The sequence below is a fragment of the Myxococcus sp. AB056 genome, assembly GCF_006547365.1.
Taxonomy (GTDB): domain Bacteria; phylum Myxococcota; class Myxococcia; order Myxococcales; family Myxococcaceae; genus Myxococcus; species Myxococcus virescens.
The window spans coordinates 1-25,656 of the sequence record NZ_VHLB01000026.1 but is presented as its reverse complement, the minus strand read 5'-3'; the positions used below and the strand labels follow the sequence as shown (position 1 = coordinate 25,656).

Genomic DNA, 25,656 nt, shown 5'->3' with positions numbered 1-25,656 from the left:
CAAGCGGGCGCAGGCATCCACAAGGAGGAGCAGGAACATGGGAACGCCCACCCGGGTGGCACTCGTCACAGGTGCCGCACAAGGTATTGGCGCGGCAGTGGCACGTGCCCTGGCGGGCGAAGCCCTCATCGCCGCGGTCGACACCAACGCGGACGGCCTGAGCGCCCTCGTGGCCGAGCTCCGGCAGAAGCATCAACACGCGGTGGCCTACCCCGCCAGCGTGAGTGATGTCGCCGCGGTCGACGCCGTGGTGGAGCGCATCGAGCGGGAGCTGGGCCCCATCGAGGTGCTGGCCAACGTGGCGGGCGTCCTGCGCACGGGCCCCATCCTGTCCTACAGCGACGAGGACTGGGCGTTCACCTTCTCCGTCAACACGCTGGGCGTGTTCCAGGTGTCCCGCGCCGTGGCCCGGCGCATGGTGCCCCGCCGAAGCGGTGTCATCGTCACCGTGGGCTCCAACGCCGCCGCCGTACCCCGCACGCAGATGGCCGCGTACGCCGCCTCCAAGGCCGCCTCCAGCATGTTCACCAAGTGCCTGGGCCTGGAGCTGGCCCCACACGGCATCCGCTGCAACGTCGTGTCCCCCGGCTCCACGGACACCGCCATGCAGCGCGCGCTCTGGGCGGATGACTCCGGCGCGCAGGCGGTGATTGCCGGCTCGCCCGAGGCCTATCGCCTGGGCATCCCCCTGCAACGCATCGCCACCCCCGAGGACATCGCCAACGCGGTGCGGTTCCTCGTCTCGGACGCGGCACGCCACATCACCCTGCACGACCTCCGCGTCGACGGGGGCGCGACACTCGACGCCTGACCCCGCCCTCGCGCGGCACCGCTCAGGCCCTCGCCCGCCATAGAGTTGAGAATGATTACTAGGATCCAATTCACCACTTACCGCCGAGGCGCCGCCATGTGGCGCCCTGTGCATGACGCCCGCTGAGCCGAAGGAACAGGAACACCCAATGGGACCGCAGACACTCGCCGCGCAGTTGCTCGAGAGCTACGAGGCTGGCTCTTCGTTCTTCTTCGCCACGCCGCGCCGCACGCTGCTGGCGCGCGGCACCTTCGCCACCGTGCCGCACCAGGGCGGCGCGGATGCCCTGGCGCGGCTCCCCGAGCGCGTGACGGCGGTGCTGAATGACGCGCGTCAGGCCGACCACGACATCCCCGTGGCGGTGGGCGCGGTGCCCTTCGACGGCTCGGTGCCCGCACAGCTCGTGGTGCCGCTGACGCTCCAGCGCGCCGGGCCGCTGGTGTTCGACAAGGACGTCCCGGTGCAGCGGCCGTTCAGCGCCAGCTACACCGTCCAGCCGGTGCCGGAGCCCGCCGCGTACCTGAACGGCGTCGCGCAGGCGCTGAAGCTGATGCAGAGCGGGCCGCTCCAGAAGGTGGTGCTGTCACGTTCGCTGCACCTCAACGCCGCCGCCCCCATCGACCTGCGGCAGCTGCTGCGCAACCTCGCGCAGCGCAACCCTTCGGGCTACACCTTCGCCGCCGACCTCCCCCAGCAGGATGGGACCCGCGGCGCGGAACTGCGCACGCTCATTGGCGCCAGCCCCGAGCTGCTCGTGTCCCGCTCCGGGTTCCAGGTGGTCGCCAATCCCCTGGCCGGCTCCGCGACCCGCAGCGCGGATCCGCTGGAGGACCAGGAGCGCGCCGCCGCGCTGCTGAAATCGCCCAAGGACCTGCACGAGCACGCGGTGGTCATCGACGCCGTCGCGGAGGCGCTGCGGCCGTACTGCAAGACGCTGAACGTGCCCGCCGGTCCGTCGCTCGTGAACACCGCCACCATGTGGCACCTGTCCAGCCGCATCACCGGTGAGCTGGCCGACCCCTCCATCTCCTCGCTGACGCTGGCGGCGGCCATGCACCCGACGCCCGCGGTGTGCGGCTACCCCACGCGGCTGGCGCACGAGGCGATTGGCTCCATCGAGCCCTTCGAGCGCGGCTACTACACCGGCACGGTGGGCTGGTGCGACGCCACGGGTGACGGGCAGTGGGCGGTGACCATCCGCTGCGCGGAGGCCAGTGAGCGCACCCTGCGCATCTTCGCGGGCGCGGGCATCGTGGTGGGCTCCACGCCCGAGTCCGAGCTGGCGGAAACCGAGGCCAAGTTCCGCACCATGCTCCACGCCATGGGCCTGGGCCACGGTGCCGGGGTGCCGTCATGACGTCCCCCGTCCTCCCTGGCTGCCCCACCTGGCCGGAGGCCTACGCCGCCCGCTACCGCGAGGCTGGCTACTGGCGCGGCGAGACGTTCGGCCAGCTCCTCCACGAGCGCGCCCAGCGTCACGGCGAGCGGACCGCGCTGGTGGCCGGAGAGCGCCGCCTCACCTACGCCGACCTGGACGCCCGCGTCAGCCAGCTTGCCGCCGGCTTCCATACCCTGGGCATCCAGGCTCGGGACCGGGTGGTGGTGCAGCTGCCCAACGTGGCCGAGTTCTTCGAGGTCATCTTCGCCCTCTTCCGCCTGGGCGCGCTGCCGGTGTTCGCGCTGCCCGCGCACCGCGCGTCGGAGATTGGCTACTTCTGCGCCTTCACGGAGGCGGTGGCCTACGTCATCGCGGACAAGCAGGCCGGCTTCGACTACCGCACCCTGGCTGAGCAGGTGCGCGGCACCTGCCCGACGCTGAAGCACGTCATCGTCGCCGGTGACACGGGCCCCTTCACTGCGCTGAGCAGCCTGTACGCCGCGCCCACGGCGCTGCCGCCGGGGCCCGCGCCCAGCGACGTGGCCTTCTTCCAGCTCTCCGGCGGAAGCACGGGCGTGCCCAAGCTCATCCCGCGCACGCACGACGACTACATCTACAGCCTGCGCGGCAGCGTGGACATCTGCCAGCTCGACGAGACGAGCGTGTACCTGTGCGCGCTGCCCGCGGCGCACAACTTTCCGCTCAGCTCGCCGGGTGTGCTGGGCACCTTCTACGCGGGCGGCACGGCGGTGCTGGCGCCCAACCCCAGCCCGGACACGGTGTTCCCGCTCATCGAGCGCGAGCGCGTCACCATCACCGCGGTGGTGCCACCACTGGCCATGGTCTGGATGGACGCGGCCAAGACGCGCCGGCATCAGCTCGCCAGCCTGCGAGTGCTCCAGGTCGGTGGCGCGCGCCTCAGCACCGAGGCGGCCATGCGGGTGAAGCCCACGCTGGGCTGCACGCTCCAGCAGGTGTTCGGCATGGCCGAGGGCCTGGTCAACTACACGCGCCTGGATGACCCCGAGGACGTCATCGTCAGTACCCAGGGCCGGCCCATCTCCCCGGACGACGAGCTCCGGGTGGTGGACGAGGACGGCGAAGACGTTGCGCCGGGCGAGACGGGCCAGTTGCTGACGCGCGGGCCGTACACCATCCGCGGCTACTACAAGGCGGAGGCCCACAACGCGAAGGCCTTCACGGACGACGGCTTCTACCACACCGGTGACGTGGTCCGGGTGACGCCCCAGGGCTACCTGGTGGTGGAGGGCCGGGCCAAGGATCAGATCAACCGGGGCGGCGACAAGGTCGCGGCCGAGGAGGTGGAGAACCACCTGCTGGCCCACCCCGACGTGCACGACGCCGCGGTGGTCGCCGTTCCAGACGCGTTCCTCGGCGAGCGCACCTGCGCCTTCGTCATCGCGCGCGGCACGCCGCCGGCGCCCCATGTGCTCACGGCCTTCCTGCGCCAGCGTGGCCTGGCCGCCTTCAAGATTCCCGACCGGGTCGAGTTCGTCGAGGCGTTCCCCAAGACGGGCGTCGGCAAGGTCAGCAAGAAGGCGCTGCGCGACGTGCTCGCCGGCGCTCCCTCCCCCACTCCGGTTTCGCGCGCGACGCGCTGAAAGGAACTCCCCATGGCGCTCCCCGCCATCGCTCCCTATCCCATGCCCGGCGCCACCGACCTGCCGAAGAACAAGGTCTCCTGGACGCCGGACCCGAGCCGCGCCGTGCTGCTCATCCACGACATGCAGCGCTACTTCGTGGAGGCCTTCACGCAGGGCCAGTCGCCCGTGACGGAGCTGGTCGCCAACATCCAGCGGCTGCGGCAGCGCTGCACGGCGCTGGGCATCCCCGTCGTGTACTCTGCCCAACCGGGTGGCCAGACGCCCGAGCAGCGCGGCCTGCTGCTGGACTTCTGGGGCGGCGGCATCAACGGCGGACCGGACCAGAAGCGCATCATCGACGCGCTGACGCCCGCCGAAAGCGACATCCAGCTCACCAAGTGGCGCTACAGCGCGTTCCGCAAGACGGACCTGATGGACCAGATGAAGAAGCTGGGCCGCGATCAGATCCTCATCTCCGGTATCTACGCGCACATCGGCTGCCTGCAGACGGCCAGCGACGCCTTCATGAGCGACGTGCGGCCCTTCCTCATCGCCGACGCGCTGGGTGACTTCTCCCTGGCGCACCACCAGCTCGCGTTGAGCTACGCGGCCCAACTGTGCGCCGTCACCACCACCACGCAGCAGGTGCTCGACGCGCTGGGCCCCGTCTCCACGTCCAGCACGCTCACCCGCGAGCAGGTGCGCGCGGAAGTGGCGGAGTTGCTCCAGGAGTCGCCGGAGGCGCTGGGGGACGACGACAACCTGCTCGAGCGCGGAATGGACTCCATCCGGCTGATGACGCTGGTGGAGAAGTGGCGAACCGCTGGCGCGGAGACCACCTTCGTGGAGCTGGCCGAACGGCCGACGCTCGCCGACTGGTTCACGCTGCTTTCCCTGGGCAACACGCCCGCTTCCCGGAACGCCGCGTAGCTCCGCGGTGCGCGAGTCACCTCGCGCCCCTGACGCATGAACACACGGGAGTCCCTGGCGATGGGCGAAACACACGAAGCAGGTTGGCCGCTGTCCGCGGCCCAGCATGGAATCTGGGTCGGCCAGCAGTTCGACCTCACGAGCGCCGTCTACAACGCGGGTGAGTGCATCGAGATCCGCGGGCCGCTCGTCGTGGAGCACTTCGAGTCCGCCTTGCGTCAGGCCATCGACGAGGCGGAGGCGCTCCACGCGCGCTTCGTCCCCGGTGCCTCCGGTCCCGTGCAGTGCGTGCAGCCCCGTGCGTCATGGCAACTGCACGTCGCCGACATCAGCCACACGCCCGCCCCCTGGGCCGAGGCCCAGTCCTGGATGCACGAGGACCTGACGCGCACGGTGGACCTGGGCCAGGGCCCGCTGTTCGCGGAGGCGTTGTTCAAGGCGGCGCCGGACCGTTACTTCTGGTTCCAGCGGGCCCACCACATCGCCCTGGACGGCTTCGGCTTCTCGCTGGTGGCCCGCCGCGTGGCGGACCTCTACACGGCCCGGGTGACGGGCAAGCCCGCCACGAATGGGTTCGGCTCCCTCCGCGCCGTCATCGATGAGGACGCCGCCTACCAGGGGGGCACGCAGCACGTCGCGGACCGCGCCTTCTGGGTGGAGCGCTTCACCCATGGCCCTACGCCAGTGACGCTCGCGGAGCCCGCGCCCATGACGCCGCGATTCGTGCGCCAGACGCGGCATCTGTCACCCGCGGACCTGGAGCGGATGCAGGCCGCCGCGAAGCAGGCCGGGCTCACGTGGCCGGACCTGGTGCTCGCGGCGACGGCGGCTTGGCTGCACCAGCACACCGGTGCTCCCGAAGTCGTGCTGGGTCTGCCGGTGATGACCCGCCTGGGCTCGGCCGCCATCCGCGTGCCGTGCATGGCCATGAACATCGTGCCGCTGCGCGTCCCGGTGCGTCCGGACGCCGGCTTGTTCGCCATCGCCCGTGACGTGGCGGCGGAGCTGCGCGCCATGAGGCCGCACCTGCGCTACCGCTACGAGCAGCTTCGCCGCGACTTGAAGCGCGTGGGCGGCCAGCGGCGGCTGTTCGGCCCCGTGGTCAACATCATGCCGTTCGACTACGCCCTGCGCTTCGCGGGGATGCCGGCCTTCGCCCACAACCTCTCCGCGGGCCCCGTCGAGGACCTGTCCATCGGCATGTACGCACGCTCCGATGGCAGCGGCCTGCGCGTGGACTTCGACGCGAATCCCGCCTGCTACAGCCCCAACGTCCTGGACGCCCACCAGCGCGGCTTCCTCCAGTTGTTGGAGTCACTGGTGGCCTCGCCCGAGCAGCCCGTGCGCGCGGCGCCCGCCCCCGCGCGGCCCTCCGTCGTGGACGGCGGGCCCCTGCCGATTCCACAACGGCCCGTGCTGGAGCTCTTCAAGGAGCAGGCCCGTGCGCGTCCGGATGCCATCGCCGTGGAGCATGGCGAGCACCGCCTCACCTACGCGGCGCTGCTCCAGTCCGCCCAGGCGCTCGCGGAGCGGCTGCGGGCCGATGGCGCGCGACCCGACACGCTGGTGGCCGTCTCCCTGCCCCGGAGCATCGACGCCATCGTGGCCACGCTGGGTGTCCTCTTCTCCGGCGCGGGATACCTCCCCGTGGACCCCTTCGGTCCCGAATCCCGGACGAAGGCCATCCTGGATGACGCCGCGCCGCGACTGACGGTGAGCAGCGCCGAGAAGGACCTCACGGCCGGCATGCCTCCGCAGGCACCCGGGCAGCTCGCGGTGCACCGGCGCGCCGGCCCGGAGCTGCCGGCCACGGCGACCCAGTCGGGCGCGCCGCTGGCGTACGTCATCTACACCTCCGGCTCCACCGGCCAGCCCAACGGCGTGCAGATTGACCACGACGCCCTGGCCCACTTCGTGGCGGGAGCGACGTTCCGCTACGAGGTGACGTCCGAAGAGCGGGTGTTGCAATTCGCGCCGCTGCACTTCGATGCCAGCGTAGAGGAGATCTTCGTCTCCTTGTGCGCCGGCGCCACGCTGGTGCTGCGCACGGACGAGATGCTCCAGTCGGTGCCCCGGCTGCTCGAAGCCTGCGCCACCCATGGCATCACCCTGCTGGACCTGCCCACGGCGTTCTGGCACGAGCTGGCCTACAGCGTGTCCACGGGCGCGGCCCGGCTGCCGCCCTCGCTGCGCACCGTCATCATCGGCGGTGAGGCCGCCTTGCCCGAGCGCGTCGCCCGATGGCGGGCCTCCGCCGGTTCCCAGGTCCGGCTGCTCAACACCTACGGCCCCACGGAGGCCACCGTGGTGGCCACCGTCGCCACGCTCAGCGGCGGTCCCGACGTGACGCCCGCCGGGGAAGACGTGCCCATCGGATGCCCCCTGCCCGGCGTGCGCGCGGTGATTGCCGACGCACAGGGCCGCATCGTCCCCACGGGTGAGGAAGGCGAGCTCCACCTGCTGGGCGGCGCGCTCGCCCGGGGCTACCTGGGCCGCGAGGCGCTGACGGCAACGCGCTTCATCACGCTCGACGCCCTGCCGGGAAGCCCCCGCGCCTACCGCACAGGGGACAAGGCCCGGCTGCGCGAGGACGGCCAGATTGTCTTCGTGGGCCGCGTCGACGACGAGTTCAAGATCAGCGGCCACCGCATCGACCCGTCCGAGGTCGAAACGGCGCTGCTCGGCCACCCGGGCGTGCGCGACGCGGCCGTCGTCGGACAGGTGCTCCCCAGCGGCTCGCGCCGGCTTTGCGCGCACGTCGTTACGACGCAGCCCGCGCCCACCGTGGCGGAGCTGCGGCAGCACCTGCTGGACGGCCTGCCTGCCCCCATGGTGCCCGGTACGTTCGTGTTCACGGAGCGGCTGCCACGCACCAGCACCGGCAAGCTGGACCGCGCCGAGCTGCGCCGCCTGCTGCCCACCGAAGAGGCCGCGACCACGACAGCGGGAACCACGGCCCTGGAGCGCGTGGTGCTGAAGGTCTGGGAAGAGGTGCTGGGCGTGACGACGACGTCCGCGCAGGATGACTTCTTCGACCTTGGCGGCCAGTCGCTCCAGAGCATCCAGGTCGCCAACCGGCTCAGCATCGAGCTGGGCCGCGAGATTCCCGTCGCCACCGTCTTCCGCTATCCGACGGCGGCCGGACTGGCCCAGGCGCTGGAACAAGGCACCGACGGCGCCTCCGACGCCGGGGGCCTCACCGAGAGCATGCTCGCCGACGCCGTGCTGTCCGAGGACGTCGTCCCCAAGCTCACGGTGGAGTCCGCCGAATCCCCACGGCTGCGTCAGGTCGTCCTCACCGGAGCCACCGGCTTCGTCGGGGCGCACCTGCTCCACCAGCTCCTGCGCCAGACGGACGCGCGCGTGGTGTGCCTGGTCCGCGCTCGCGATGAGGCACACGCCCTGGAGCGCATCCAGGCCGCGCTGGCGTCCCAGCAGCTCTCCCCCGAACACCTGACGGAGCGCGTGGTGGCGCTGCCCTCGGACCTCACCCAGCCCTGGCTGGGCCTGAGTCAGGCGCGCTTCCACGGGCTGGCCTCGGAGTGTGACACCGTCATCCACAACGCCGCCGTGGTCAGCGTGGTGCGCGAATACGGCAGCCTCCAGGCCGTGAATGTGCGCGGCACCCGCGAGCTGCTGCGCCTGGCCGCCGCGGTCCGCGCCAAGCCCTTCCACTACGTCTCCACCCTGGCCGTGGCGCCGCAGACGGACCTCAGCCCCGACGTGCCGGAGGCCTTCGTGCCCGCGCACCCGGGACTGCGAGACGGCTACCAGCAGAGCAAGTGGATCGCCGAGCGGCTCGTCGAACAGGCCGGAGCGCGCGGCCTCCCCGTGGCCGTGTACCGACTGGGCCGCGTGGTGGGTGCGCCCGACAGCGCCATCGTCAACCCGCAGGACCTGGTGTGGCGCATCCTGCTGGCGGGAATCCCCGTGGGCGCGCTGCCCCAGCTCGACGTCGCCGAGGTGTGGACGCCCGTGGACTACGTGGCGGGAGCCATCGTCCGCATGGCGCGCGACACCCGCCCGCCCACGGTATTCAACCTGTGTCCCACGCCCGAGGTGAAGCTCCGTGAGCTGTTCGCCTGGGTCCGTGACTACGGCTACCCCGTGGAGCACTGCCCCGTGGGCGAGTGGCGCACCCGCGTGGCGGAGCGCGCCGGCACCGGGGAGAACCAATCCACGCTCGCCTTTTTCGACCTGCGCTCGGGCACGGACGTGCCCGCGTTTGGCCTGGGCCCCATCCGCTGTGAGCGGGTCCATCAAGCGCTCGAGGGAACGGGCATCACCTGCCCGCCCACGGACCGTGCGCTGCTGTACCGATACCTCGACTACTGCATTGCGCGGGGCCTGCTGCCGCCCGTGCCCGCAACCCGCCTTCCAACCGAAACGGCACTCCCGTGACGAACCCCACCTGGACGCCAGACTCCTGGCGGCACAAGCCCGTCAAGTACATGCCGGAGGACTATCCGGACGCGCAGGCCCTGGCCCAGACCGAGGCCGAGCTGTCCCGCCTGCCTCCGCTCGTCTTCGCGGACGAGACGCGCCAGCTCACCGCCCGGCTCGCCAGGGTCGCCGAGGGCAAGGCCATCCTGCTGCAAGGGGGCGACTGCGCGGAGAGCTTCAAGGAGTTCACCACCGACAACATCCGGGACACCTACCGGCTGCTGTTGCAGATGGCCATGGTGCTGACCTTCGCCGGCAACCGGCCGGTGGTGAAGGTGGGCCGCATCGCCGGGCAGTTCGCCAAGCCGCGCTCCAGTCCCATGGAGACGCTGGGCGGCGTCACCCTGCCCAGCTACCGCGGGGACATCATCAACGGCATGGAGTTCGACGCCCAAGCGCGAACGCCAGACCCGCGCCGGCTGCTCAAGGCCTATCACCAGTCCTCCGCCACGCTGAACCTGCTGCGAGCCTTCGCCCAGCGCGGCTACGAGGAGCTCGCCGAGCCCCAGCGCTGGCCCCAGGGCGGCATCAACCGCTTGCTGGCGGACCGCATCCTCGAATCCCTGTCGTTCATGCGGGCGCTGGGTGTCAGCCCGGAGCCTCGCAGCGGCTCCAATGCCATCGACTTCTTCACCAGCCACGAAGCCCTGCTCCTCAACGTGGAGGAGGCCATGACGCGCGCCGAGCCCGACGGCAGCGGCTGGTACGACGCGTCCGCGCACATGCTGTGGATTGGCGAGCGCACCCGCCAGCTCGACGGCGGCCATGTGGAGTTCATGCGCGGCATCCAGAACCCCATTGGCATCAAGTGTGGCCCCACCATGGAGCCCGATGAAGTGCTCCGGCTGATGGACCTCCTCAATCCCCAGGGCATCCCGGGCCGCATCACGCTCATCGGGCGGTTTGGCGCGGACCTGGTCGCGGAACGGCTGCCCCGGCTCATGGCCGCCACGCGCCGGGACGGGCGTCCGGTCATCTGGTCCATCGACCCGATGCACGGCAACACCCACAAGGCCGGCAATGGCTACAAGACGCGCTCCTTCGACCGCATCCTCACGGAGGTGTGTGGCTTCATGGACGCCGCCGCCGCGGAAGGCGTCCACCCGGGGGGCCTGCACCTGGAGATGACCGGGCAGAACGTCACGGAATGTCTGGGCGGTCCCCAGCCCGTGACGGAAGACGACCTCTCCAGCCGCTACCACACCCACTGCGATCCGCGCCTCAACGCGGACCAGGCCCTTCAGTTGGCCTTCCTCGTCGCCGAATCCATGCCGTCCCTTCGCACGCACGAAGCCCGTGCTGCCTGAATCGCTGGAGCCTTTCGTGACCGCCTCGTTCACACTGCGACAGGAGCGTCTGCTCATCCTGCTGCTGGCGGGCGTACAGTTCACCCACCTGCTGGACTTCATGATCGTCCTGCCGCTGGGGCCGGAGTTCATGCGGCTGTTCAGTCTGTCAGCCGCGCAGTTCGGAACGTTGGTGTCCTCCTACACGTTGGCCTCTGCCGCCATGGGCGTGCTGGGGCTCGCGTGGGTCGACAGGTTTGGCCGCAGAAGCACGTTGCTGGTCATCCTGGGAGGGTTCATCACAGCCACGCTGGCCTGCGGCGCGGCGCAGAGCCATGCGTGGCTGCTGGTGGCCCGGAGCCTCGCGGGAGGATGCGCGGGACTCATGGGCGCGGTCATCATGTCCATCATCGCGGACACCATCCCCGGTGAACGCCGAGGCCAGGCCATTGGCACGGTGATGTCCTCGCTCGGGTTGTCCGCGGTGGCGGGTGTTCCCCTGAGCCTGGGCATGGCCAACATGCTCGGCTGGCGCGCGCCCTTCTGGGCCATTGGCATCCTGGGGGCGCTCCTGTGGTTCGGGCTGCTCGCCGTGCTCCCGCGGCTGGATGCGCATGTCACCACGGACTCGGAGCGGCAGGCGCCTTCCGTCACGGCGCTCTGCACGCCGGGCTTCGCGCTGGGCTGGCTGCTGACGTTCAGCGTCGCCTTCTCCAGCTTCTTGCTGATTCCGTACCTGAGCGCGTTCATGGTCGGGAACCTCGGATTGAAGCAGACCGACCTGCCCTGGGTGTACCTGGCTGGCGGCGCCGCCACGCTGCTCGCGGCGCGTCAGGTGGGCCGCTGGGTGGACCGGTTTGGCCCCGCCCGGGTGCTGGGGCTGTTGCTGGTGGGCACCATGGTGCCGCACCTGGGCTTCACGCACCTTCCCGCCGCTCCGCTGCCGGTGGTGATGGTCGCCTTCGTCCTCTTCATGTCCCTGACGTCCACGCGGCCCATCCCCACCATCGCGTTGATCTCCGCGAAGGTGCCGCCGCCGCTGCGTGGGCGGTACATGGCCATGAACATGGCCGCCAGCGACGGCGCCTCCGGGCTCGCGGCATGGGCCAGCGGCTTGATGCTGGCCACCACGCCTGGCGGTGAGCTGGTGGGCTTCGGGCTGGCCGGATGGCTCGCCGTGGGCGTCACCACCGTCTCGCTCTTCATCCTCTGGACCTTTGGCCGTAGCGCCGTCCCGCTCAACGCGGCGCCCACGCCTCGGTGAATCGCAGTCTCCGTCTCGCCCCACAGAAGGAAACGTCCATGGACACTCCCGTCAAGAAGCACCCTTCCCTGCCTCGTCCCATCCAGGGCGAGCTGAAGCTCGACCGCTCCAACCAGCTCCTCGCCGAGGCGCGGCGGCTGGTCCCCGGCGTCACGCAGTCCATGATGAAGCGCCCGGAGATGTTCGCGCTCGGCGCCTTCCCCGTGTTCCTGGCCAAGGGCAAGGGCGCGCTGGTGGAGGACGTGGACGGCCAGGAGTACATCGACTTCATCGGCGGCCTGGGCGCCAACATGCTGGGCCACAATGACCCGGCCGTGGTGAACGCCATCCGGGAGCACCTGGAGGAAGGTGTCCTCCACTCGCTGCCCACGCCGGTGGAGGTCTCCGCCGCCCAGACGCTGGTGGACCTCATCCCCGGCGCGGAGATGACTCGCTTCTTCAAAACGGGCGCGGATGCCACGTCCGCCGCCGTGCGCCTGGCGCGCCACATCACCGGCAAGCAGAAGATCATCACCGTCGGCTACAACGGCTGGCACGACCACTTCATGTTCGACACGCCGGGCGTCCCGGCCGCGCTGGCGGCGCTGACCCTCCGGATGCCGCTCTTCACGCCCCCGGACGAGCCGGCCCTGCTGGCCAGCATCGAGAAGAACGCCAGCGAGCTCGCCCTGGTGCTGCTGTCGGTGCCCTACAACCGGCCCCTCACCCCGGCCTTCCTGCAACAGGTGCGCGCCACGTGCACCGCGAACAACGTCCTGTTCGCCCTGGACGAGGTCGTCACCGGCTTCCGGCTCGCCGTGGGCGGCGCCCAGGAGTTCTTCGACGTCCGCGCGGACTTCGTCACGCTGTCCAAGAGCATCGCTGGCGGCATGCCGCTGTCAGCCATCGCCGGTCCGGCGAAGCACCTGAGCCGCCTGAGCGAGCTCCAGGTGTCCACCACCTTCGGCGGTGAGTTGCTGTCGCTGTACGTGTGCGAGGCGGTGCTGAAGGGCTACCGGGATGGCGCCTACATCCAGCACCTGGCCCGCCTGGGCCGCAAGCTGCGCGAGGGCGTCAACGCCCAGGCGGAGGCCGCGGGCTCGTCGTTGCGCGTGATTGGCTACGACGCGATTCCCTTCTTCCTGTTCGCCAAGGACCCGGCGGAGCACGCGAAGCAGATGCAGCCCTTCCAGGCGGGCATGGCCCGCCGGGGCATCCTGCTGCGCCGCGACGTCACCTTCCTCAGCACGGCGCACACGGAGGAGCAGATTGACTACGCCATCGAGATGACGGGCGCAGTCCTCCGCTCCCTCGCGCAGCCGGCGGCGGCCTAGCCCTTCGCGTCGTGGTGGTCCGAGGTGCCGCGCTTCCAATAGCCCGTCACCCGGACCCAGCTCTTGTTGGCGCCACGCTCGTTGATGAGGTGGTCCTTGATGGGGCGCACGGTGTGCGCCTCACCCGCCACCCAGGCGAAGTAGTCCCCCTCGGGGAACTCCAGCCCACGGATGGCCTGCTGCAACACGTCCGAGTGCCCCGCCTCCACGCCGTTGCGGTGCAGCCACGTCACCGTCGCGTTGGCGCGGGTGGTGAACTGCTGCTCCTCGGACGCGTCCGGGACTTCGCAGAACACGATGGCGCGCGTCCCCTCCGGCAGTTCCTCCAGGATGCGGCCAATGGCCGGCAGCGCTGACTGATCGCCCGCGAGCAGGTACCAACTGAAGTCCTGCGCCACGAACGTGGAGCCGCGCGGCCCACCCACGGCCAGCAGGTCACCCACCTGCGCCTTGCTCGCCCACGTCGTCGCGGGCCCCGTGCCGTGCACCACGAAGTCGATGTCCAGCTCGCCTGCCGCGGCGTCATAGCGGCGCGGCGTGTAGTCACGCGCGTCCGGCTTGCGCTCGCCTTCCTTCAGCACCAACCCCGTAGGCGTCACCGTGGGGATGACAGGCATGCGCTTGCCCTCCTCCGGGAACAGCAGCTTCACGTGGTCGTCCGCGCCGGGGCTGTAGAAGCCCTCCAGGTCCTCGCCCGCAAGGGTGATGCGAACCATCTGCGGCGTCACCCGCGTCACCCGCTTCACCTCCAAGAGGCGGAACTTCACGGGGAACGGTCCCCGCCGATAGACACGCTCAGTCGTCGTCGTCACGAAAGCTCCAGTTATCGATATTGACTATCATTTTCGATACCATGAAGCCCCCAGGCGGGCAACGAATGAAGGAGCCCCGCGGTGGCCGCCGCTCAGCGAACGGCCAGCCGCGGGAACGTCTGGCATGTGGGTTGACATGGCTTGCTCACATGCCAGCAAGCGACCTCAGCCGCAGGTCAGGGTCCACCGGCAGTTGTTGGACAGGCACTCCCGGGCGCTGCCGCAGATGGCGCCCTTGGGCTTCTTGTTCTGGCACTTGCCGGCGTTGAGCCCCCAGCCGCAGTACTGGGTGCTGGCGCAGTCGCTGTCGTTGGTGCAGGTGGAGCTGGTCGGATACTGGGCCGCGCGGGTCTCCTTCGGCACGTAGGCCGCCACACCGCTGGTGTCGATGTTCGTCGCGCTGTCCGCCATGCCGGTGCGCGTGCCGGTGGCCCGCTCCCACATCCGGATGAACGTCTCGGACGAGCCCTCCAGCCCCGTGGTGTTGACGCCGAGCTGCTTCAGGTCACGCACCACGTCCGGCAGCAGGCCCACGTGGGCCAGGCCGTAGTTGTCGAAGTCCGTGCCCAGCGGCGGCGGGCCAGCGGTGAGCTGCTGCTGGGCCTGGAACGCCGCCTCCGCGGCGAAGCCGGCCGAGCAGGCGCCGTGGGGGCCGAACCGCGGGCGGGTCTGCTGGATGAAGCCGTTGAGGTCCGCGCCGAAGCCCATGTTCACCTTGAGGCCCAGGCGGCCGAACTCGTAGGCCTGCGCCAGCGAGCGCGTGGAGCCCTGGCAGTTGTTGGCGACCGGCGTGCGGGTGTAGTCGCGCGTCTCGTCGTGCGCGGTGCGCAGGCCGAACATGCCGCCCGTCTGGCGCAGGTAGCGGATGATGGACGCGGGCGTCGTCTTCTCGTTGGCGGCGAGCCCCGGGTGCATCACCTCACGGAAATGACCGTGGGAGATGTACATGGGGTAGTAGTTGCGGCTCTGGGCAATGGCGAACGTGTCGTCCACGGAGCGCTCGGACATGTGCGCCACGTCGACGAGCATGCCCTTGTTCATCATCTCGGCGACCAGCGCCCGGCCCTCGGACGTCAGGCCCTTGGTGTTCTTGCAGTTGGCGTCCACGTCGAAGCCCAGCGTGAAGCCGTTGCCCGTGAGGCCGCAGTCGGTGTCCACGTGGCAGTTCTCCAGGAACTGCGAGACCTGGAAGATGGCGTTGTGGGGCGCCGCGCCGCCGAAGCGGTTGTCCAGTTGGTGCACCGGCTGGATGGAGCGCACGCCCAGCGAGTAGACGCGGTTGAGCTCGGACTGCCAGTTCTTGGTGCCGAACAGCTTGCTCGACTCGATGGAGAGCACCATGGCCAGCTTGCCGGAGGCGATGATCTGCCGCGCGTGCGCCGGCGAAAGCGCGATCTCCGCCCACGGCGTGCGAGCGTCGAAGTCACGCGCCATCTGCAACTGCACGTCCACGTCCACCATCTCGTCACATGGACGCTTGATGTTCTGGTACGGCAGCGCCCTGCAGAGGAACTCGTTGCTCACCAGGGAGATGGTGACCAGGGACATGCCTCCCTGATGCGCCTGCTGCAACCAGCCCTCCCAGGCCTGCTGATGCGCGATGGTGTCCCAGCGCGGCCACTGCGTGGGAACGCTCATCCGGCCCAGGTGGAGACCGGTGTCGCCCTCCGTCCCTTCGACCTCGCCGATGATTTCCGACGCCACCGCGCCGCCCACCCCGAACATCTGCGACAGCACCGGCACGCCGCTCAGGTTGATTCCGCCCGCGTTGGGGCACACGTTGAGCATGGAGCCCAGGTCCATGCGAACACGCGCGTGGTCGCTCTCCGGAAATCCGCCGTCACAGCTCACCAGGGAGCCGTTGTGCTTGCCGTGGAACCAACCACCGCCGAACGCCTCCTCGGCGAACATGTGGTGGTGCATCTCCGCGAAGCCAGGAACCGAGACGGGTTGTGCGACTTCGCCCGTCGCGGACTCCTCGACAGGCAACTCTTCATCCGTGGGTTGGCACCCCTGGCTCAGCGCCATGACGGACATGAGGGAGAGGGACAGGAAACGCCGTGGGGCTGCTCCGATACATCGCTGCATACAGTGCACCTTTCCGGTACCGCGGGGAGGTGCACTCGAAGTATCAGGAGCGTGTCCTGTTTTTCAATTGTTTCAACTTTTTCTTGGAAAGTGAAACAGACAGGCGTCACACGGCCAGTCGGTGTGAAGCGTCACGTTACAAACGGCGTTCAGGACCCATGGGCAGGTGGGGCAAGCCCCCACCATCCACAGATTGACGCTCCAAGATGGTCTCGACCTCACGGAGCGGCTGATGACGATGTCCTGGCGTACGACCCCGGTGCTGCTGACCTTTCTGGCTGCCTGTGAGCCGCCACCGGTGGACGACGCGCTCCTGTCATCCGATGAAGCGCCCGCGCGGCGGCCCGCGGACCACCGAATGTGGGAGCCCTGCGGGACCAGCGTGCGCAGGCTCGCGGACATCCACCCCGGCCCCCAGGAGGCAGCCATCCAGGAACGCCTCCACGGTGATGGCTTGCTCTTCTTCACCGCGGATGACGGTCAACACGGCGCCGAGCTGTGGACGAGCAGCGGCACGAAAGGCGAAGGAACCCGGCTGCTCCGGGACATCGCGCCGGGACCGGAGGGCTCCAACCCTACCGACCTCACACGCGTGGGAGACCGGCTCTTCTTCATCGCGGACGATGGGGTGAATGGCCGCGCCCTGTGGACCAGCGACGGCACGTCCGAAGGTACGTCCCTGGTGAAGCGCGTGCTTCCCATGGGCGCCGGACAGGGAGAGGGGCAGACGCTGGTCGCGTACCGGGGCCGGCTCTACTTCTCCGCCGCCGCGCCGGGTGGCGCGCACGGCAACGAGCTGTGGAGCAGCGATGGCACGGACGCGGGCACCCATGAGGTCGCGGACCTCGTCCCAGGCGAGGACAGTGCCTTCCCTCGCCGCTTCGCCGTTCACGACGGCTCGCTCTACTTCGTCATCAGCGTGGGCGAAGAGAACTGGCTCGTGCGAAGCGAAGGCGGCGCGGCCTTCATGCCCCTCCTCAAGGTCTTCGAGGACACGGTCATCTTCCGCATGAAGTCCGCGGGCGGAAGGCTCTTCTTCCTGGTGGACCCCGACAAGGGCGAGGCCACGCTCTACGTCACGGACGGCACGGCGGAGGGCACACGCCGCCTGCGCTTCTTTCCGGGCCGGTACCCACACGACCTGGTGGCGTTCCAGGGCCGGCTCTATTTCAGCGCGGGCTCGGACGCCCCGGAGGGCGAGGAACTGTGGGTCAGCGACGGCACGGTGTCTGGCACGCGGCGGGTGAAGGACCTCCGGCCCGGAGCGGAGGGCTCGGCGCCGGCGTTCCTGGCCGTGCTTGGAGAGCACCTCTACTTCGCGGCGGATGACGGCCGACACGGCCGCGAGTTGTGGGTGAGCGATGGCACGTCGAGAGGAACGAAGCTCTTCGCGGACCTGGTGCCCGGGACGGAGGGCGCATCTCCTACCGAGGTGACCGCCGTCCAGGGCTGGCTCTTCTTCGGCGCGACGACGGGGCATGGCTCGGAGCCCTGGGTGAGCAACGGCACTGCGTCCGGCACCCGGAAGCTCGACGCAGGGACAGCGCGAGCCCCACGCGCCTTCATCCGCTCCGGCTGGGACGTGTTCTTCACCGCCGAGGACGAAGCCAGCGGGCGCGAGCTCTACGCCCTGCCCTTCCGCCCCGCCAGCGAGTGCCATCAGACGAACCCCTGAGCCCTCACGGAGATGGCGTTCGCCCCCGTCTGGCTTTGGTGAACAGATCACGGAGCTGTGGGGCAGCGACGGCACCTCCGCGGGAACCCGCCTGGTGAAGGACATCCCCCGGGCACGGGAGCGGCGTTGCCGCGGCATCTGACTGCCGCGGCGGGCATCCTCATCAACTGCGGCAGGTGGACGTCTACGGGGACGACTTCAGCGCCATCGTCTCCGCGATCACGTCAACCGCTGGCGCCCTGAGGATGGAGTGGTGGTCACCGGAGAGTTCGTGCACCTCCACCCCTCCTGCCGCCAGCGCTCCCCAGCCGCCATCATTGCCCGTGGGCACGTGCGTCTCGCTCGCGCGCAGCAGCGTGACGCGGCCACCGTAGTGTCCCGGTTGATAATCCCAGAGGGCGCGGAGGTTGCTCTCGTAGACACGGTACAGCGCGCGGAGTTGTTCGGATCCAACGCCCTGAGCCAGAATGCCGGTGCGCCGCCCCAGCTCCAACAGGCGGCCCAGCAGCGAAGCCTCGTCCGCGAGATGCGCATCCGCCATCAACTCCGAGACGGGCAGGCCCAGGAGCTGGCCCGTGAACTCCACGAACCGGGCGGCAATCCACTCCGCGCCCACGGGTTCCTCTGTCCGCTGATCAAAGGCGTAGGCGTCGATGAGCGTCAGCTGCTCCACCTGCTCCCCCTGCTGCTCCAACTGCCGCGCCATTTCGAACGCCACGACACCTCCCAAGGACCACCCCGCCAGCCGGTATGGCCCGCTGGCTTGGACGCCACGCATGGCCTCCACATAGGTGGAGGCCATCGCCTCCACGGTCCCCAGCGGCGCCCGCTCGCCTTCGAGGCCCGGGGCCTGGAACGCGTAGAACGGTTGGTCCGGCCCCAGGCGCCGCGACAGTTCCAGGTACGGCAGGACGTTGCCGCTGACTGGGTGGACGCAGAAGACGGGCCGCTGCGAACCGCCGTTCTGAATCGGCACCAGCGGGGACACGTGCCCGGGTGTCTGCCGGAGCCGAGAAGCCAGCTCCGCCAGCGTCCCCGCCTGGAACAGTGAAACCACGGGCAGGCTGCGTCCCAGGCGCTCGCGGATGAGCGACACCATCCGCATGGCCAGGAGCGAGTGCCCTCCCAGCTCGAAGAAGTCGGAGTGGATGCCAATGGGGCCGGTGCCCAGCAACTCCTCCCAGATGCGCGTGAGCAGGAGCTCCAGTGCATCCCGAGGCGCCACATAGGCCCGCGTCGACTCCGGACGGAGTGCGTCCGGCGCCGGGAGCGCCTTGCGGTCCACCTTGCCATTGGGCGTCAGCGGCAGCGAGGCCAGCACCATCACCACCGAGGGCACCATGAAGTCCGGCAGGCCTTCCTTCACGAAGCGTCGGAGCGCCGTGGCATCGAGCACCCCGTCCGGCTGGGGCACGATGTACGCCACCAGGCGCCGTCCTTCGCTCCCGTCGTCGCGCACAAGCACCACGGCCTCGCGCACGTCCGGATGCCTGCGCAACACGGCCTCGATTTCGCCCAGCTCGATTCGGAAGCCACGCACCTTCACCTGCTGGTCGATTCGGCCCAGGTACTGCAGCACGCCATCCGGCAACCACCGCACGCTATCTCCGGTGCGGTACAGCCGCGCTCCGGGCCGCGGACTGAACGCGTCGGGAACGAAGCGCTCTGCGGTCAACTCGGGCCGGTCGACATACCCTCGGGCAAGCCCATCCCCGCCCAGGTACAGCTCGCCCGCCACGCCCTGAGGCACGGGTTGACCGAGCGCATCCAGCACGTACGCGCGAGTCCCCTCAATCGGTCGCCCCACGGTGGGCTCCCGCGTGGCGCCGCGAGGGGCCACGGTCCAGGTCGAGTACGTCGTGTCCTCGGTGGGGCCGTAGAGGTTGAGCACGCGCTGCACACCGGGTGCGGACTGGTGGATGGCTTCCACCAGGGATTGGGCCAGCGGTTCTCCCGCCAGGTTCACCGTGCGCACCGAGTCCGGCACGGCATGGGCGCGCACCAACTCCGCCATCGCGGAGGGCACCGTGTTGACGAGCGTCACCCGCCGGGCCCCCGGGAGCGACGGCAACTCCAAGGCATTGCGAGCGATGACCACGGCCCCGCCACGGATGAGCGGCGCGAACATCTCGAACACGGACAGGTCGAAGTTGAGCGACGTGGAGGCGAGAACCCCCACCAGCTCGTCCGACGAGAAGGCCTGCGTCGTCCAGCGCAGGAAGGCCACGGCGCTGCGATGCGCCAGGGCCACGCCCTTCGGCCGGCCCGTGCTGCCCGACGTGAACAGAACGTAGGCCAGATGGTCCGGAGCGGACCTGGGCACCGGCGCCGCCTCGGCTTCCGCCACGAGCCCATCCGCATCGTCGAGCGCCAACCGGGCCACGTCCCCGGGAGGCAGCGCGTCGAGCAGCGCGCGCTGGCCCACCAGGACGCGAGGCCGGGAGTCCTCGATCATGAAGGCCAGCCGCTGGCTCGGGTATGCCGGGTCCAACGGGACGTACGCGCCACCCGCCTTGAGGATGCCGAGCACCGCGATCAGCAGGTCCGCATTGCGCTCCGCACAGAGGCCCACGCGGACCTCCGGCCCGACGCCCAGCGTGCGGAGCTTCCGCGCCAGCCGGTCCGACCGCTGCATGAGCTCGCGGTACGTGAGCACTTCGTCACCAGCCACCACCGCCACGGCGTCGGGAGTGGCCGCCGCCTGCCGTTCGACCAGGGCGTGGATGCTCGTCTCCGAGATGTCGCCGGAGCCGGTCTCATTCCACTCCACCAGCAACCGCCGCTGTTCATCCGCGTCCAGCAAGGGCAGCGCGTACACGGACCGATCCGGCTCCGCCACGGCACCTTCAAGCAACGTCTTCAGGTGGGCCAGAAGTCGCGCCGCAGTCTCGGGCTCGAAGAGGACGGTGCTGTACTCCAGTCCACCGGAGAAGCCGTCCTTGCCTTCCACGAAGCCGAGCGAGAGGTCGAACCGCGACACCCGGTGCTCCACGGCGACGTGCTTCATCCCCATGCCAGCCTGCGCGTCTCCTCCAGCATCTGGTGTGCTGTCGAAGGTGAGCATGACCTGGAACAGCGGCGAATGACTGAGGCTGCGCTCCGGACGCAGCGCCTCGACGAGCTTTTCGAAAGGCACGTCCTGGTGCGCGTAGGCGCCAAGCGTGACCTCCCGGACCCGAGCCAACAGCTCACGGAAGGACGGGCTCCCCTCCAGCCGGGTTCTGAGCACCAGCGTGTTCACGAAGAAGCCGATGAGCCCCTCCGTCTCCGCGCGAGTGCGTCCGGCGATGGGCGAACCGACGCTCACGTCGTCCTGCCCTGAGTAGCGCGCCAGCACGGCCTGGAACGCCGCCAGCAGCACCATGAACGGCGTGACGCCTTCTCGGCGGGCGAGTGCATGAACCGCCTCCGAAAGCTCAAGGCCCAATGAGAAGGGCACGTACGCCCCTTCCAGGGACTGGACTGCCGGACGCGGCCTGTCCGTGGGCAGCTCCAGCAACCGGGGCGCGCCGTCCAGGCGTTGCTTCCAGTAGCCGAGCTGCGCATCCAGGACGCCCCCCTGGAGCCACTCGCGCTGCCAGACCGCATAGTCCGCGTACTGAAGCGGCAGCTCCGGCAGGTGCGACGGCTGCCCCTGAGAGAAGGACGCATAGAGCTCGGTCAGCTCGCGAACCAGGAGCCCCATGGACCAACCGTCCGAGACGATGTGGTGCATCACCAGCACCAACACATGGTCCTGCTCCGACAGCGCGAGCAAGGCGATCCACAGCAGCGGACCGCTTTCCAGGTCGAACGGGCGCTGTGACGCCTCTTGCGCGATCCGCTGCGCCTCCTCTTCCCTCCGCGCCGCTGGCAGCGAGCGCAGGTCCACGATGTCGAGCCGCGCGCCGCCCCGTGGGTCGATGACCTGTACCGGCGAACCGCCCTCGGTCCGGAACGTGGTGCGCAGCGCCTCGTGACGCTGGACCAGCGCGTCGAAGCTCTGCGTCAGCGCGGGAACGTTCAAGGCGCCCGTCAACCGCACCGACGCCGGGACGTTGTAGACGGTGCTGTCAGGCTCCAACTGCGCGAGGAACCACAAGCGCTGCTGGGCGAATGACAGGGGAAGCGCCCTGTCGCGAGGAACCCGTACCAACGGTGGTGGCTGCGCGCCGCCATCCGTTTTCGAAGTGTGGTCCAGCCGCTGGGCGAGCTTCTCCACCGTGGGACACTCGAAGATGTCTCGAAGGGGGAGCTCGACTTGGAGTTCCTCCCGCACGCGCGACACCAACTGCGTTGCCAGCAAAGAGTGTCCGCCCAGTTCGAAGAAGTCTCCGTCGAGCCCGACCCGCTCGACCTTCAGGACGTCGACGAAGATTGCGGCCAACGTCTTTTCGGTCGCTGTTCGAGGCGCCACATATTTCTCGCTCGCCGTGCCCTCTGAGTCCGGTGCGGGCAGTGCCTTGCGGTCCACCTTGCCGTTCGGCGTCAGCGGCAACGACTCCAGCACCACGTACGCTGACGGCACCATGTACTCCGGCAGTCGCTGCTTCACATGGCTTCGCAGTGCACCCGTGTCCAGCGAGGCACCTTCCTGCGTCGTCACGTAGGCCACCAACCGCTTGCCTTCGCTCCCGTCCTCGCGTGCCACCACCACGGCTTCGTTGACGCCACTGTGCTGGGCCAGCGCCGCTTCCACTTCGCCCAGCTCAATCCGGTAACCGCGCACCTTCACCTGCGTGTCCGCTCGGCCCAGGAACTCCAACGTCCCGTTCCCCAACCACCGCACCACGTCCCCCGTGCGGTACAGCCGCTCTCCTTCGCCGAATGGGCTTGGTACGAAGCGCTCCGCCGTCAGCTCCGGGCGCCCCACGTACCCCACTGCCAGCCCGTCTCCGCCCACGTACAGCTCACCCGGAACGCCCACAGGCACTGGACGCATTGCCCCGTCCAGCACGTAGGCCACCGTGTTCCTCACTGGCCGGCCAATGGACACCGAGGCACCTACTTCCTCCGGCCTCTCCATCCGGTACGTGCTGGAGAACGTCGTATTCTCCGTCGGGCCATACCCGTTGATGAGCACACCGCCCGCTGCCAGCCGCTCCTTCACGCGGGACACCGGGAGCGCGTCGCCCCCTGCAAGCAGCTGACGGACACTGGCCAACGCCTTCGGCTGCCGCGCCTGCATCTGCTCGAAGAGCGCAGCCGTCAGCCACAGCGACGTCACACCTGAAGACTCCAGCTTCCGGCCCAACTCCTCCAGCGTCGGAGTCCCTGCCGGGTACACCACCAACCGCGAGCCGTGCAGCAACGCGCCCCATACCTCCAGCGTCGATGCATCGAAAGAGATGGGCGCCAGTTGCAGCCACACTTCCTCCGGCCCGAAGTGCGCGAAGTCCGTCCCCAGCACCAGGCGTGACACCGCTCGGTGGGGCACGCCCACGCCCTTCGGCTTCCCCGTGCTCCCTGACGTGAACATCACGTACGCCAGGTTGCCACCGCCCACGTTGGCGCTCGGCGTGGTTTGCGGCTGATGGGCAATCTGCGTGTCCCACTCCGTGTCCAGGCACACCACCAGCTCACCGCCCGTGGCCACCTCGTCCGCCAGCTTCTCCTGCGCTACCAGCACGGCGACGCCGGCCTCCGCCTTCATCCACGCCAGGCGCTCCAGCGGGTAGCTGGCATCCAGCGGCACGTACACGCCTCCCGCCTTCAGGATGCCCAGCACGCTCACCACCAGCTCCAGCGAGCGCTCCACGCACAACCCCACCCGGACTTCCGGCCCTACACCCATGGACCTCAGGTGGTGCGCCAACTGGTTCGCACGTCGGTTCAATTCCGCGTACGTCAGTCGCTGGCCCTCGTACTCCACCGCCACCGCGTCCGGCGTCCGCTGTGCCTGCTGCTCGAAGAGAGCACTCAGGCTCGCATCGCGTGGGTACGTCGACGCCGTCCCGCTCCATTCCTTCACCAGTCGCTGCTGCTCCTCACTGCCCATCAACGGCAGCTCGGCCAGCCGCGTCTCCGGCTCAGCGACGGCGGCCTCCAACAGCACCCTCAGATGCCCTAGCAGCCGCTCCATCGTCTCGGCTTCGAACAGGTCGCTGTTGAACTCCAACGCGCCTGTCAGTCCACCTGCGCTCGACGCTCCCAAGCCGAGCGTCAAGTCGAACTTCGACGTCTTCCCAGTCGACTCCGCTGCCTCCAACTTCAGTCCGGGCAGGCTTACCGCGCCTCCCGGGGTGTTCTGCAGCACCAACATCACCTGGAACAGCGGGCTGCGGCTCAGGTCCCGCTCCGGCTGCAGCTCCTCCACCAGCCTCTCGAAAGGCACTTCCTGGTGCGCGTACGCCCCCAGCGTCACTTCGCGCACCTGCGCCAGCAGCTCACGGAAGCTGGGATTGCCATCCAGCCGTGTCCGCAGCACGAGCGTGTTCACGAAGAAGCCAATCAACTCCTCCGTCTCGGCTCGCGTGCGATTGGCGATGGGGGAGCCCACAGAGATGTCGTCCTGGCGCGCATAGCGCGACAGCACCACCTGGAAGGCCGCCAGCAGCACCATGAAGGGCGTCGCGTTCTCCCGCTGCGCCAGCCCCTTCACGCCCTCCCACAACTCCTTCGGCCACTCCAGCCCTCTCGTGTCTCCTCGGTACGTCTGGACCGCCGGCCTCACCTTGTCCGTCGGCAACTCCAACGCCGCCGGCGCACCCGCTAGCTGCTTCCTCCAGTACCCGAGCTGCTCTTCCAGCACCTCACCCTTCAGCCACTCTCGCTGCCACACCGCGTAGTCCGCGTACTGCACCGCCAGCTCCGCCAGCGGTGACTCGCGCCCCTGCGAATACGCCTCGTACAGGGCCACCAACTCCCTCACCAGCACGCCCATGGACCAGCCATCCGAGACGATGTGGTGCATCACCAGCACCAGCACGTGCGCTTCTTCCCCCTCCTTCAGCAGCGTCGCCCTCAGCAGCGGACCCGTCTCCAGGTTGAACGGACGAAGTGTTTGAAGTTCCGTTCGACGCTGGACCTCCAAGGGCTTCTCCGTACCCTGGAGCGCACTCAGGTCCACGAACTCCAACGCGCCCCGTCCTGTGGGAGAGATGACCTGGGTGGGAACACCTGCCTCGGAACGGAAGGTCGTGCGCAGCGCCTCATGACGGAGAACGAGTGAATGGAAGCTCCATTCCAGCGCCGCAACATCAAGGGCCCCTAAGAGCTTCACTGCCACGGGCACGTTGTAGAAGGCACTGTCGGGGTCAAGCTGGTGGAGGAACCACAGCCGTTGCTGCGCGAACGACAGAGGAAGCGTGCCGTCGCGTGAAGCGCGAACCAGCGGAGGGCCTCTCAGCCCAGCAGCGACTCCCGAGGCACCGTCCAGCCACCTCGCCAGCGTCTCAACAGACCGGGACTCGAAAACGGTCCTGAGTGGCAGTTCAACCTGGAAGGACTCGCGGACGCGTGACACCAACTGCGTGGCCAGCAGCGAGTGGCCACCCAGCTCGAAGAAGTCTTCATCGACGCTGACGCGCTCGACGTTCAGCACCTCAGCGAAGATGGACGTCAGCTTCTCCTCAGTCGCCGTGCGAGGCGCTTCAAAGTGCGCCGTCTTCGGGCCTTGTGCATCTGGTGCGGGCAGCGCCTGGCGGTCCACCTTACCGTTCGGCGTCAGCGGCAGCGACTCCAGCACCACGTACGCCGACGGCACCATGTACTCCGGCAGCCGCTGCTTCACGTGGCTTCGCAGTGCACCCGTGTCCAGCGAGGCCCCTTCCTGCGCCGTCACGTAGGCCACCAACCGCTTGCCTTCGCCTCCATCCTCCCGCGCCACCACCACGGCTTCGTTGACGCCACTGTGCTGGGCCAGCGCCGCTTCCACTTCTCCCAACTCGATGCGGTAGCCCCTCACCTTCACCTGCGTGTCCGCTCGGCCCAGGAACTCCAACGTTCCGTTCCCCAGCCACCGCACCACGTCCCCCGTGCGGTACAGCCGCTCTCCCTCACCGAATGGGCTTGGTACGAAGCGCTCCGCCGTCAGCTCCGGGCGGCCCACGTACCCCACTGCCAGCCCGTCTC

The 25,656-nt window shown here is 69.2% G+C and carries 12 protein-coding genes; 9 read left to right on the top strand and 3 right to left on the bottom strand.

The features are described 5' to 3' along the window. The first annotated feature begins 37 nt into the window (after positions 1 to 37). The 8 genes from FMP39_RS14180 to mxcL all read left to right on the top strand — a co-directional run bounded on the left by FMP39_RS14180 (position 38) and on the right by mxcL (position 13,029). A complete protein-coding gene (locus tag FMP39_RS14180; protein WP_011553665.1) occupies positions 38 to 811 on the top strand; it encodes a 2,3-dihydro-2,3-dihydroxybenzoate dehydrogenase in 774 nt (257 codons plus the stop codon). 112 nt (positions 812 to 923) lie between these two features. Continuing rightward, positions 924 to 2,168, top strand: a complete 1,245-nt coding sequence (dhbC, locus tag FMP39_RS14175; RefSeq protein WP_141590412.1) for an isochorismate synthase DhbC — start codon at positions 924 to 926, stop codon at positions 2,166 to 2,168. Further along, positions 2,165 to 3,811 carry a (2,3-dihydroxybenzoyl)adenylate synthase gene (locus tag FMP39_RS14170; RefSeq protein ID WP_141590411.1) on the top strand — a complete coding sequence of 549 codons (1,647 nt, stop codon included), beginning with the start codon at positions 2,165 to 2,167 and terminating at the stop codon, positions 3,809 to 3,811. The genes dhbC and FMP39_RS14170 overlap by 4 nt, the downstream gene beginning before the upstream one ends. 12 nt (positions 3,812 to 3,823) lie before the next feature. Beyond that, positions 3,824 to 4,723, top strand: a complete 900-nt coding sequence (locus FMP39_RS14165; protein ID WP_141590410.1) for an isochorismatase family protein — start codon at positions 3,824 to 3,826, stop codon at positions 4,721 to 4,723. A gap of 60 nt (positions 4,724 to 4,783) precedes the next feature. Next, the gene (mxcG, locus tag FMP39_RS14160; RefSeq protein WP_141590409.1) at positions 4,784 to 9,124 is read left to right on the top strand and encodes a myxochelin non-ribosomal peptide synthetase MxcG; all 4,341 of its coding nucleotides are present in this window, start codon (positions 4,784 to 4,786) and stop codon (positions 9,122 to 9,124) included. Then, entirely contained in the window at positions 9,121 to 10,473 is a 1,353-nt protein-coding gene (locus FMP39_RS14155) for a class II 3-deoxy-7-phosphoheptulonate synthase (protein ID WP_141590408.1), read from the top strand. Before mxcG ends, FMP39_RS14155 begins: the two co-directional genes overlap by 4 nt. Positions 10,474 to 10,489: 16 nt before the next feature. Continuing rightward, on the top strand, positions 10,490 to 11,716 hold the full coding sequence (gene mxcK, locus FMP39_RS14150) for a myxochelin export MFS transporter MxcK (RefSeq protein ID WP_194858395.1): 1,227 nt from the start codon (positions 10,490 to 10,492) through the stop codon (positions 11,714 to 11,716). A gap of 38 nt (positions 11,717 to 11,754) precedes the next feature. Beyond that, a complete protein-coding gene (mxcL, locus tag FMP39_RS14145; RefSeq protein WP_141590406.1) occupies positions 11,755 to 13,029 on the top strand; it encodes a myxochelin B biosynthesis transaminase MxcL in 1,275 nt (424 codons plus the stop codon). Here the strand turns inward: mxcL and FMP39_RS14140 are convergent. Beyond that, positions 13,026 to 13,841 (bottom strand): siderophore-interacting protein, encoded by an 816-nt coding sequence (locus FMP39_RS14140; protein WP_141590405.1) that lies wholly within the window; start codon positions 13,839 to 13,841, stop codon positions 13,026 to 13,028. The genes mxcL and FMP39_RS14140 overlap by 4 nt on opposite strands. Positions 13,842 to 14,006: 165 nt before the next feature. Further along, positions 14,007 to 15,929 (bottom strand): membrane dipeptidase, encoded by a 1,923-nt coding sequence (locus FMP39_RS14135; RefSeq protein WP_141590404.1) that lies wholly within the window; start codon positions 15,927 to 15,929, stop codon positions 14,007 to 14,009. A 193-nt stretch (positions 15,930 to 16,122) separates the two neighbouring features. Here FMP39_RS14135 and FMP39_RS14130 point away from each other — a divergent pair, with 193 nt between their 5' ends. Then, on the top strand, positions 16,123 to 17,604 hold the full coding sequence (locus FMP39_RS14130; protein ID WP_228557977.1) for an ELWxxDGT repeat protein: 1,482 nt from the start codon (positions 16,123 to 16,125) through the stop codon (positions 17,602 to 17,604). Positions 17,605 to 17,788: 184 nt separating this feature from the next. Here FMP39_RS14130 and FMP39_RS14120 read toward each other — a convergent pair whose 3' ends face one another. Then, positions 17,789 to 25,642 (bottom strand): non-ribosomal peptide synthetase, encoded by a 7,854-nt coding sequence (locus FMP39_RS14120; protein WP_255508491.1) that lies wholly within the window; start codon positions 25,640 to 25,642, stop codon positions 17,789 to 17,791. Positions 25,643 to 25,656 lie beyond the last annotated feature (14 nt).

Bases quoted from the DNA above. Each gene is read 5' to 3' on its own strand.
- FMP39_RS14135 (WP_141590404.1), bottom strand. From the start codon at position 15,929: ATGCAGCGATGTATCGGAGCAGCCCCACGGCGTTTCCTGTCCCTCTCC.
- dhbC (WP_141590412.1), top strand. From the start codon at position 924: ATGACGCCCGCTGAGCCGAAGGAACAGGAACACCCAATGGGACCGCAG.
- FMP39_RS14180 (WP_011553665.1), top strand. From the start codon at position 38: ATGGGAACGCCCACCCGGGTGGCACTCGTCACAGGTGCCGCACAAGGT.
- mxcG (WP_141590409.1), top strand. From the start codon at position 4,784: ATGGGCGAAACACACGAAGCAGGTTGGCCGCTGTCCGCGGCCCAGCAT.
- FMP39_RS14170 (WP_141590411.1), top strand. From the start codon at position 2,165: ATGACGTCCCCCGTCCTCCCTGGCTGCCCCACCTGGCCGGAGGCCTAC.
- FMP39_RS14165 (WP_141590410.1), top strand. From the start codon at position 3,824: ATGGCGCTCCCCGCCATCGCTCCCTATCCCATGCCCGGCGCCACCGAC.
- mxcL (WP_141590406.1), top strand. From the start codon at position 11,755: ATGGACACTCCCGTCAAGAAGCACCCTTCCCTGCCTCGTCCCATCCAG.